Annotated in this window: 8 protein-coding genes and 1 pseudogene; 3 read left to right on the top strand and 6 right to left on the bottom strand. The window is 77.3% G+C overall.

All coding sequences use genetic code 11. From position 1 onward, the window contains the following. The 6 genes and pseudogenes from AB0G32_RS39985 to AB0G32_RS39960 all read right to left on the bottom strand — a co-directional run. Positions 1-212 (bottom strand): annotated as a pseudogene (locus tag AB0G32_RS39985) (hypothetical protein); the annotation flags it as partial. Continuing rightward, on the bottom strand, positions 196-687 hold the full coding sequence (locus AB0G32_RS39980) for an RNA polymerase sigma factor (RefSeq protein ID WP_361175872.1): 492 nt from the start codon (positions 685-687) through the stop codon (positions 196-198). The gene AB0G32_RS39980 and the pseudogene AB0G32_RS39985, both read right to left, overlap by 17 nt. A gap of 29 nt (positions 688-716) precedes the next feature. Beyond that, entirely contained in the window at positions 717-1,331 is a 615-nt protein-coding gene (locus AB0G32_RS39975) for a class F sortase (protein ID WP_361175869.1), read from the bottom strand. Continuing rightward, entirely contained in the window at positions 1,328-1,699 is a 372-nt protein-coding gene (locus AB0G32_RS39970; RefSeq protein WP_361175866.1) for a sortase-dependent protein, read from the bottom strand. The genes AB0G32_RS39975 and AB0G32_RS39970 overlap by 4 nt, the downstream gene beginning before the upstream one ends. 132 nt (positions 1,700-1,831) lie before the next feature. Then, positions 1,832-2,491 (bottom strand): response regulator transcription factor, encoded by a 660-nt coding sequence (locus AB0G32_RS39965; RefSeq protein WP_361175863.1) that lies wholly within the window; start codon positions 2,489-2,491, stop codon positions 1,832-1,834. 24 nt (positions 2,492-2,515) lie between these two features. Beyond that, complete coding sequence (locus AB0G32_RS39960; RefSeq protein WP_361175860.1) at positions 2,516-3,781, bottom strand: sensor domain-containing protein; 1,266 nt, start codon at positions 3,779-3,781, stop codon at positions 2,516-2,518. A 197-nt stretch (positions 3,782-3,978) separates the two neighbouring features. Between AB0G32_RS39960 and AB0G32_RS39955 the strand changes: the two genes are divergently transcribed. The 3 genes from AB0G32_RS39955 to AB0G32_RS39945 form a co-directional block, all read left to right on the top strand. After that, on the top strand, positions 3,979-4,221 hold the full coding sequence (locus AB0G32_RS39955) for a hypothetical protein (protein WP_361175857.1): 243 nt from the start codon (positions 3,979-3,981) through the stop codon (positions 4,219-4,221). Further along, positions 4,218-4,970 carry an ABC transporter ATP-binding protein gene (locus AB0G32_RS39950; RefSeq protein ID WP_361175854.1) on the top strand — a complete coding sequence of 251 codons (753 nt, stop codon included), beginning with the start codon at positions 4,218-4,220 and terminating at the stop codon, positions 4,968-4,970. The genes AB0G32_RS39955 and AB0G32_RS39950 overlap by 4 nt, the downstream gene beginning before the upstream one ends. A gap of 3 nt (positions 4,971-4,973) precedes the next feature. Then, on the top strand, positions 4,974-7,053 hold a 2,080-nt coding region (locus tag AB0G32_RS39945), incomplete at its 3' end, for an FtsX-like permease family protein (protein ID WP_361175851.1).

Here is a 7,053-nt window from a genome sequence, read left to right as displayed (position 1 = left end):
CGGGTGGAGTCGGCGCCGTAGATCCAGACCAGCAGGATCGCGGCGCCGGCCAGCATGCGCAGCAGGCGGCGCCGGGACGCGGCGCGGCGGACCTGCTCGTAGCGGCCGGGGGGCGCCGAGAGGTAACCGGGCGCGGGCCGCAGGACCACCAGGAAGGGGTCGTCGGCGTCGGACTCCGGGCCCTCGCCGCCCTCGTCAACGCGTGTGATCAAGGCTTCTCCTCAGATGGACACGGAGCAGTTCCCGGGCCGCGTGCAGATCGGCCTTGACGGTCCCTTCCTTGCGTCCGGTCAGCGCGGCGACCTCCCGGATCGGCATGTCAGCGTAGTAGTGCAGCAGGATCGGCACCCGCAGCCGCTCGGGCAGCGACCGCACCAGCAGGCGTACGGAGGGATCGTCCTGCTCGGGATGCGGGCGCACGGCGGCCTCCGTGGTGGCCCGGCGCACCGCCCGGCGCTCGCGCTCCAGTTTCCGCCAGTGGTCCCGGACCAGGTTGGCGGCGGTGACGTAGAGGAAGCCGCGCGGCTCCTCCACCGACGTCCACCGGGCCCAGAGCCGGGTGAACGCCTCGGAGGCGATCTCGTGGGCCGTCTCGTCGTCGTCGACGAGCCGGCGGCACCAGCCGGCCAGGCGCGGGTAGAGGGCGGCGAACAGTTCGGAGGCCGCCCGGTCACGGGAGCGTTTCAACGTAGTCCAGGGTTGTGGGGGTGGGTTGGTCAGCGGGCGGCGGGGACCCGGGCCGCGAAGACGATGACGTTGTCGGCGTAGCCGTCGCCGGTCCGGGGGCCGCCGCAGGTGATCAGCCGCAGCTCCGGGCGGTCCACGTCGCCGTAGACCTCCTCGGTCGGGAAGTCGGACTTGGCCACCGTGCGCACGGCGGTGACCTCGAACTCGACGGCCGTGCCGTTCTCCAGGCGGGCCACGGCCCGGTCGCCCCGGCGCAGTTCGGCCAGCCGCCGGAAGACGCCGTCGCCGTACTCGCCGACGGTGACATGGCCGAGCAGCACCGAGGGGCCGAGCCGGCCCGGGGTGGGCGAGTGCTCGTACCAGCCGGCCCGGTCGTGCGCCGTGACCGGCGGCACCTGCACGCTGCCGTCCGGCGCCAGCCCCAGCCGCAGGACCGGCGTGTCCACGCCGATCGCCGGGACCTGGAGCCGCACCGGGACCGAACGGGCCACCGCCCGCGCCGCCCCGCCGGACGCGGCGGGCGACGACGGCTGCGGGCCGCGCCCGCCGGGGCTGGTACGCAGACCGGTGCCGGAGTCGCCGCAGCCCGCGAGCAGCGCGGCCGCCGCCGCGGTGACCAGCGCCCGCCTGGAGAACGTACTCACGCCCCGTGCGCCCTGCGGCGGCGGACGACGAGGACCGTGGCGCCGCCCGCGAGGACCACCGCGGCCACGCCGCCGCCGATCAGCGCGTCGCCCGGCCCGGACGCCGCCGGGTCCGCCGTCGACACGCCGGTGTCGGCGGCGCCGGACGGGACGACCGAGACCTGGCCCTCGGCGGGCGCCTCGGTCGCTTCCTCGGCGGGCGCCGGGGCGGCCGAATCGGCGGCGGACGGCACCGCGGTCGGCTCCTGGCTCTCGGCCGGCACCGCACTCGGGGCGGTGGTCGCCGATTCGGCGGCGAACGCGGGCACGGCACCGGCCAGTACGGCGGTGCCCGCGAGGGCCAGGGAGGTGAGGGTGGTTCGGCGCATCGGGCGCTCTCCTTCGTCGGTCTGTCTCGGCGCCCCGCCCGGTGGCGACCGGGCGGGGCGGGTAACGATCGGAGAGACGAGACAGCGGAAGGGCCGGTTGTAAAGAACTGGCAAAGTCCCTTGAGGGGCTGCTCAGTTCCGGCGGCGGGCGTCCTCCAGGTAATGCAGCACCGCCGCCACCCGCCGGTCCACCTGGTCGGCGGGGGAGAGGTCGAGCTTGGCGAAGATGGCGCGGATGTGCTTGTGCACCGCGCCGTCGGTCACCACCAGCCGCCGCGCGATCGCGGTGTTGCCGAGCCCCTCCGCCATCAGCGCCAGCACCTCCCGCTCGCGCGGGCTGAGCCGTTCCAGGCGGGTGTCCTGCCGGGAGCGGGTGAAGAGCTGGGCGACCACCTCGGGGTCGATGGCGGTGCCGCCGGCCGCCACCCGGCGCAGCGCGGCGAGGAACTCCTCGACCCGGCCGACCCGTTCCTTGAGCAGATACCCGAGGCCGCTCACCCCGCCGGTGAGCAGCTCGGTGGCGAAGGACTGCTCGACGTACGCCGACAGCACCAGCACCGCGAGCCCGGGACGGCGCCGCCGGGCCTCGACGGCGGCCCGGATGCCCTCGTCGGTGTGGCTGGGCGGCATCCGTACGTCGAGGATGGCCACGTCCGGCTCGTGCTCGTCGACGGCGGCCAGCGCGCCGTCGGCGGTACCGGCGGTGGCGACCACGTCGAGTGCCTCGGCGCGCAGCAGCAGGGCGAGCCCCTCGCGCAGCAACGGGTCGTCCTCGGCTATCACGATGCGCATGTCACGTTCCGCAGTCCGTATCGCTCATGTCCCGCACGGCAGTTCCACGTCGAGGACGGTCGGGCCGCCCGGCGGGCTGGCCAGGGTGAGCGTACCGTCGTGGGCGGCGACCCGGTCCCGGACGCCGGCCAGCCCGGAACCGCCCCGCTCGTCGGCCCCGCCCCGCCCGTCGTCCGCGATCCGCAGCCGCAGCCGGCCGGCCCGGGCCCGGGCGGTGACGGTGGCCGTCCGGGCGCCGCTGTGCTTGGCGATGTTGGTGAGGGCCTCGGCGACGACGAAGTAGGCGGTCGCCTCGACCGAGGCGGCGCACCGCTCGGGCACCTCGACATCGGTCCGGCAGGGCACCGCGCACTGCGCGGCCAGCCCGGACAGCGCGCCCGCCAGGCCCCGGTCGGCCAGTACCGGCGGCAGGATGCCGCGGGCGACGGACCGCAGCTCGGCCAGGGCCTGCTCGGCGGCCGACTGGGCGCGTTCCAGGAGTTCGCCGGCGCCCTGCGGGTCGCGGGCCACCATCCGGCGGGCGGCGCCGAGCAGCACGGTGACGGTGACGATGCGGTTCTGCGTGCCGTCGTGCAACGAGCGCTCGATGCGCCGCAGTTCGGTGGCGTGGGCGTCCAGCGCGGCGGCCCGGGTGGCGGTCAGCTCCGCGACCCGCAGCGACAGGTCGGTCTCCGGACCGGCCGCCAGCAGCCGCCGCCCGGTGGCCGCCTGGAGCCGGGCCAGGGCGGGGAAGAGACCGAGGACGATGGCGATCCAGCCGAGGCCCAGCAGGGCCACCGCGGCGGCCTCCGGCCAGGTGTGCGCGGTGCCGATGCCGAGAGAGGTGCTGGTGGCGTCCGCGGGCGCCAGCGGCCACAGCAGCGGGAAGAGGCAGTCCCGCACGGCGGCCACCGGCAGCAGCACCCCGAGCAGCCCCAGCGGAAGGCCCGCGGTGGTGTGCCGGACCAGCCAGCGCAGCTCGCGCCGGGTGACCGGATCGGCGAGCGCCGCCCGCAGCCGGACCGGCGGCGGCTCGGGGGCGACTATCTCGGGCCCGAAGCGGCCGAGCCGGGCGCGTTCCCGGCGGGCCAGCGCGTGCAGGGCGCGCGGCACCGCCCGGCCGGCCAGCAGCCCCACCCCGAGCGGCGCGGTCACCGCCGCCCCGGCCGCCAGCAGCAGCAGGGCCAGGGCGGGGACGGCGGTGCCGAGCCCGCCGGCGAGCTGCGCGACCGCGGCCCGGGCCTCCCGCAGGACCCGCAGCGCGATCTCCTTGAAACCGGCGGCCCCGGCCACCGTGTCGCGGGTCGTCATCCGCCCACCTCCGTCACGCACCGACCCTAGGCGGCGGGCGGCGCGGCCGTCAGCCGGGGGCCGGGAAGGTACAGCCTGCTGTACCGCCGACCGGGCGGGCTGCGGGATCGGCCGCGGGGGGTGCCGTTCCCTAGCGTCGACGGCATACCGGACGGCCGTGCTCGGCGGCCGTCACCCGCCCCCGAAAGGCCCCCGCCATGCCGCACTCCGACCCCTACCGGCTGACCGACGCGGACGCCGGCGACGGCGACCGCACGGCCGGCGTCAGCCGCTCCGACCTGGTACGGACCCTGCTGTGGGCCGTGGTCGTGCTCAGCGCCGTCACCAACATGGCGGTCTCCTACGGCGACACCCCCGTCGCCGTCAACCTGGCCTGCGGCATCGTCACCGTGCTCGCCGCCGGCACCCTGGCCGTCCGCGGGCTGCGCGGGCGCCGATGAGCACCGCCGTCGCGCCGGACGCCACGCGCACCGCACCCGCCATCGCCCTCACCGGCGTCGGCAAGACCTACCCGGGCGGCGTCCGCGCCCTGGACGACGTGTCACTGACCGTCGAGCACGGCACGTTCCTCGCCGTGATGGGACCCTCGGGCTCCGGCAAGAGCACCCTGATGCACTGCGCCGCCGGACTCGACTCGCCCACCTCGGGCAGCGTCCGGATCGGCGGGCGGGAGATCGCCGGGCTGAGCGAGGCCCGCCGCACCGAACTGCGCCGGGAACGCGTCGGGTTCGTGTTCCAGGCGTACAACCTGATCCCGTCGCTCAGCGTCGCGGACAACATCACGCTGCCGCTGCGGCTGGCGGGCCGCGCCCCGGACCGCCGGTGGCTGCACACCCTCGTCGAACGGGTCGGCCTCGCCGACCGGCTCACCCACCGCCCCGCCGAACTCTCCGGCGGCCAGCAGCAACGCGCCGCGATCGTAAGGGCGTTGGTGACCCGGCCCGCCGTGGTCTTCGCCGACGAACCGACCGGCGCGCTGGACCTGCGCAGTGCCCACCAGGTACTGGACCTGCTGCGCGACCTCGTCGACGAACTCGGCCAGACGGTGGTGATGGTCACCCACGACCCGGCCGCCGCCGCCCGCGCGCACCGGGCGCTGGTGATGGCCGACGGCCGGGTGGTGGAGTCCCTCGACGCGCCGACCGCGCCCCGGCTCGCCGAGCGGCTCGTCGTACTGGGGGCGAGCTGACCGATGCTGTACCTCGCCCTGCGCACCGCCCGGCACCGGATCGCCACGCTGCTCGCCGTGGCCTGCGCGGTGCTCGGCGGCGCCGTGCTGATCACCGGCACCGGCGTACTCGCCGACACCGGCCTGCGCTCCCAGCTGCCGCCCGGCCGGCTGGCCGGCGCGGACGTCGTGGTCGCCGCCGACCAGGAACACCACCCGGCCGGGGACCTGCCGATCGCGCTGCCCGAGCGGGCCGCGATCCCGGCCCGGCTCACCGACCGCCTGACCCGACTGCCCGGCGTGACCGCCGTGATCGGTGACATCACCTTCCCGGCCGCGCTGCTCGACCCGGCCGGCCGGCCGCGGCAGGCCACCGCCGACCCCGCCGCCGCGGGCCACGGCTGGTCCTCCACCCGGCTGCTGGCCGGGGCCCGCGTCACGGGCCGCGCACCGGCCGGCGCGGACGAGATCGCCGTACCGGCGGGCACCGGCGTACGGGTCGGTGACCGGATCCGGGCCGTCGTCAGCGGCCGCCCCGCCGCGCCCTACCGGGTCACCGCCCTGGTCGACGCCCCGGAGGCCGGGGTCTACCTCGCCGACAGCACGGCCGCGCGGCTGGCGGGCCGGGCGGCCGGCGGCGCCGGGCCGCGGGCCGGCACCGTCGACCTGATCGGCCTGCGCGCCGAACCCGGCGGCGGACCGGACCTCGCCCGGGCCGTCCGCGACCGGCTGCGCGGCACCGGACTGCGGATCCTCACCGGCGCCGACCGCGGCGAGGCCGTCGAACCCGGCGTCGGCTCCGCCCGCTCCCTGCTCATCCTGCTCGCCGGTTCGCTCGGCGGCATCGTCCTGCTGATCACCGGCTTCGTCACGGCGGGCGCGCTCGGCCTCGCCGTCGCCGGACAGCGCCGCGACCTGGCGCTGATGCGGGCCGTGGGCGCGACACCGCGGCAGATCCGGCGGCTGGCCGCCGCCCAGTCGACGCTGGTCGCCGCGGTCGCCCTGGTGCCGGGTGTGGCCCTCGGCTACCTGCTGGCCGACGTGTTCCGGGACGTCCTCGTCGACCGCGAAGTGCTGCCCGCCGGTCTGCCGCTGACGCTGAGCCCCGTCCCGGCCCTCGCCACCCTGCTGCTCACCGCCGGCGCGGTGCAGCTCTCGGCGCGCTGCGCGGCCTGGCGCACCTCCCGGATGCCGGCCACCGAGGCGGTCGCCGAGTCCCGCACCGAACCCCGCACACCGTCCCGGTCGCGCACCCTGGCCGGCCTGCTGCTGATCCTCGGCGCGAGCGTGCTCGCCGCCGTGCCGCTGTACTCCCGCACCCTGCTCGGCGCCTCGGCCACCTCACTGGCCGGCATCGTCGCCGCGATCGGGCTGGCGCCGGCCGGCCCGGCCCTGGTCCGGGCGGCCGGGCGGACGGCGCTGCGCCGGCTGCGGCCCGGCGCGGCGGCCCCGACCTGGCTGGCGCTGTCCCACGTACGGGCCCACGCGCTGCGGCTCTCCGGGGTGATCAGCCCGCTGGCGATGGGCGTCGTGTTCGTCCTGACCTACGCCCTCGCCCAGACCACCGTCCTCGCCGCCACCGCCGCCGACACCCGCGCCGGCACCCTGGCCCAGTACCGCCTGACCACACCGGCCCTGGGCGGTCTCCCGGCGGACACCCTGGCATCGGTCCGCGAGGTGCCGGGGGTCCGGGCGGCCGAGCCGGTCGCCGCGACCACGGTGGTGTGGTCCTACGAGCAGTTCGGCGAGCCGGAGACCGAGGCCGCGTCGGCCATGATCCTCACCGGCCGGGCGGCCGGCGTCCTCGACCTGGGGACCGAACGCGGCTCGCTGGACCGGCTCACCGGGGCCACCGTCGCGGTCAGCGCCGAGGCCGCCGGACAGCGCGGCGCCCAGCCGGGGGAGCGGATCCGGCTGGTGCTGGGCGACGGGGCCCGGGTCACCGCCGAGGTCGTCGCCGTGTACGCGCGCGGGCTCGGCTTCGGCCCTGTCGTCCTCTCCCGGGACCTGGCCGCCGGCCACACCACGGCCGACCCGGCGACACGCGGCGTCCTCGTCCGCACCGACGGCACGGCCGCCGCCGGCCGGCGGCTGGCCGCGTTCG

The organism is Streptomyces sp. NPDC023723 (assembly GCF_040639815.1).
Classification (GTDB): Bacteria; Actinomycetota; Actinomycetes; order Streptomycetales; family Streptomycetaceae; genus Streptomyces.
The sequence above is the reverse complement of the archived record's forward strand: the minus strand, read 5'-3'. Positions and strand labels throughout refer to the sequence as shown.

Coding starts and splice junctions, on each gene's coding strand:
- AB0G32_RS39970 (WP_361175866.1), bottom strand. CDS start 1,699: ATGCGCCGAACCACCCTCACCTCCCTGGCCCTCGCGGGCACCGCCGTA.
- AB0G32_RS39965 (WP_361175863.1), bottom strand. CDS start 2,491: ATGCGCATCGTGATAGCCGAGGACGACCCGTTGCTGCGCGAGGGGCTC.
- AB0G32_RS39960 (WP_361175860.1), bottom strand. CDS start 3,781: ATGACGACCCGCGACACGGTGGCCGGGGCCGCCGGTTTCAAGGAGATC.
- AB0G32_RS39955 (WP_361175857.1), top strand. CDS start 3,979: ATGCCGCACTCCGACCCCTACCGGCTGACCGACGCGGACGCCGGCGAC.
- AB0G32_RS39950 (WP_361175854.1), top strand. CDS start 4,218: ATGAGCACCGCCGTCGCGCCGGACGCCACGCGCACCGCACCCGCCATC.